Below are 2,409 nucleotides of genomic sequence, written 5' to 3'. Positions count from 1 at the left end.
GGCGCGTGCCGTCAGCATGGCGTCCATCAGCTCTGATGTCAGCGCATCGCCAGTCGTCGCATCGCGCACAGCCTGATCGAAAGCCTTCCGCCCGGCCTTGCTCAGGCGAATGCCGAAGAGCGAATGGCGGATGGCGCTCTCCAGATCGAGGAACTTGCGCTTCAGATTGCGCCTGTGCGTCAGCAGCAACCGCATCCGATAACAGGCTTGCGACTTGACGTGCGCGTGCCGGAACCAGCCGGTGCGCATGATGTGGGCAATGCCCAGCGCATCGGCCGCGTCGGTCTTGTTGCGTTGCGCCGACATCGCCGCGCGCACGTGCTGCGTCTCCAGACAGACCGCCGGAAGCCCGAGCTTCAGCAGTTCCGGATGCAGCCAGGGCGACAGCGAACCGGCCTCGTGACCGACCCTTCTCAGCCGCGGCAGGAAAGGCTTCAACACGGCCAGCAGCGCGTCGGGATCGGTCAGAGCCGTCGCCTGCAGATGCACCGCGCCGCGATCGTCGACGACGCACACCGCCGTCTCATCCATCGCAACATCCAGTCCACAAAAGAATTCCATTGTTCGCCTCCTGCGTTGCTTCACAGGCGCAGATCTTGCCGCCGAGTCGCCAGCCACCACCAGTCGCGCCGCGGCCGACGCATAGCTTTGCCGTCCCGCCAGGCGCCCGCCCCGATTACGGGCGGCCGTCCTAATCCACCCTCGCACCCTCGCTGTCCTAATCCACCCTCGCGCAACCATCCGGCTCCTGCACATCTTTCGGATGGCAATCTGGCAACTGTGACGTTCCTTCTTGTCGAGGAGGATCTCCGGCGGTGCCTCAAGGTGCCTGGGACAAGGCTAACAACTCGTACTGGTCGAAGCATGTCGCGACCTGGCCTTTTGAGGCTGGGAATATTGGCGGCACCAGCTTTCAACGACGACTTTTGAGCTGTGGTGCGTCATGTGGTGAGCCCGAAAGATCGGCGCAAACGTACGGAATATCCCGGAAACAGCGCCAGAAGAAGTTGCAAAAGTGAGGCAAGAAAGGGCCGCCGAAGCGACGCAAGCGGCTATCGCTACGGCAGGCGCACGGACAGCGGCCCGATCGCTCTGCGGGCGTTCTGGAGCATGCATGTCGAGGCGATGAACTGGAGCGGCATGGGGCATGCGGAGTATGCCGCTGCACTTGGTCTGTCGCCTCATGCGTTGCGGATCTGGCGCAATCGCCTGGAGAATCCGGCGAAGGAACCGAGTGGCGATCCCTGCTTCATCGCGAGTGCCCGAGCCCGATTAAGCAGCGCTGCTGATTGCGTGCGACGCAAACACCGCTTGACGCCGGACGCGATCGGCCGGCGCCGCTTCAGACCAGAAGCGGGCGATCGTGCAGGAGACGTAGAAGCCCGGCGTCGCCATCGCGCAGGTCTGCCGCCGCCATCGCGTCGCCACCAGCGTGGGTTCCGCTGGCGGGTCGAGGTCGGCCTGACCGCTCGCAAGGCGCGGCGGTTGGCAACCATGGTGCTTGCCGACGGCGCAGCAAATGAGCCGCCTGCGCTCGCGGCCTTGCGCGATCTGGTGCAGCCGCCAGACGGCATGGTGGCGATTGAGCTGGCTGATGACGGCGCGTGTTTGCACCGGGCAGCAGTACTCCGACTGCGGTGAGCGGCAGCTCACTGTAAGGAGAAAGCATCATGATCGTCGTTCCGGGCGGGCGTGAAGGCGCACCTGGCGCTCGGTCATACCGACATGCGCAAGGCGACCTCGACGGCTCGCCACACTAATCCAGGAGCAACTGAAAACGGTCCCATCTCGGATTCCAAACGCATGGACCCCGCGACGAGTTTCGAGCTCGCGGAGGACATCGAGGGATATCGAGCGAGTGCGCGACCATTAACCCGGCAAAGCGAACCAAAGCGCGGCCCGTTGCCCGATCATCCGCTGCGCGTTGAACTGGTCATCGACGTCCACAGCCCCGCCTGCGGACACTGCGGTGGCACCCTGCACGGCATCTGCAAGAGCAGCAAGACGCTCGACTATGCTTCGGCCGCTTTAGGTGCTGCGCCCCGCCGCCCGAACGAGGCCAGTGACCTTGGCCGACATAATAATAGAAGCCACCTGAACGCTCCGATGCATTCCAGATGAACTGCGCTCGAAGGTCCAATTCACGCCGGCGCGACGAGGGTGACCGCGGCCGCCGAGTGTCGCGGCGGTAATTGTTGCGCACTTTCGTCGCTCAATCGTGCAGCGCAGGAGCGATACGTTCTGGCGGTGGTGTGTCCAGGTCTGGGCGCCTGCCCGCGCGAGCGGAAAATCTCGCTTCTCCGACGCGATCAGCAACGTCATCGCGGCCGGACAGAACGATGGAAGCGAAGCTTGCCGGCTTGATATTTGCAACGAATGAGGTTTGTTGGCGGAAATAACGAATTGTTT

The 2,409-nt window shown here is 63.5% G+C and carries 4 protein-coding genes; 2 read left to right on the top strand and 2 right to left on the bottom strand.

Annotation, left to right across the window (positions count from 1 at the left end):
- The coding region (locus AC0L2Y_RS34345) for an IS110 family transposase (RefSeq protein ID WP_473562302.1) at positions 1-561 on the bottom strand (561 nt) is incomplete at its 3' end.
- Positions 562-1,110: 549 nt separating this feature from the next.
- Here AC0L2Y_RS34345 and AC0L2Y_RS34340 point away from each other — a divergent pair.
- On the top strand, positions 1,111-1,641 hold the full coding sequence (locus tag AC0L2Y_RS34340; protein ID WP_473562301.1) for a hypothetical protein: 531 nt from the start codon (positions 1,111-1,113) through the stop codon (positions 1,639-1,641).
- An 84-nt stretch (positions 1,642-1,725) separates the two neighbouring features.
- Entirely contained in the window at positions 1,726-2,121 is a 396-nt protein-coding gene (locus AC0L2Y_RS34335; RefSeq protein ID WP_473562300.1) for a hypothetical protein, read from the top strand.
- Positions 2,122-2,212: 91 nt separating this feature from the next.
- Here the strand turns inward: AC0L2Y_RS34335 and AC0L2Y_RS34330 are convergent.
- A partial coding sequence (locus AC0L2Y_RS34330; protein ID WP_473562299.1) for a hypothetical protein occupies positions 2,213-2,409 on the bottom strand: 197 nt, incomplete at its 5' end.

It is taken from the genome of Mesorhizobium sp. WSM4830, from assembly GCF_055811495.1.
This window is presented reverse-complemented; position numbering and strand designations above follow the sequence as displayed.

Coding starts and splice junctions, on each gene's coding strand:
- AC0L2Y_RS34340 (WP_473562301.1), top strand. CDS start 1,111: ATGCATGTCGAGGCGATGAACTGGAGCGGCATGGGGCATGCGGAGTAT.
- AC0L2Y_RS34335 (WP_473562300.1), top strand. CDS start 1,726: ATGCGCAAGGCGACCTCGACGGCTCGCCACACTAATCCAGGAGCAACT.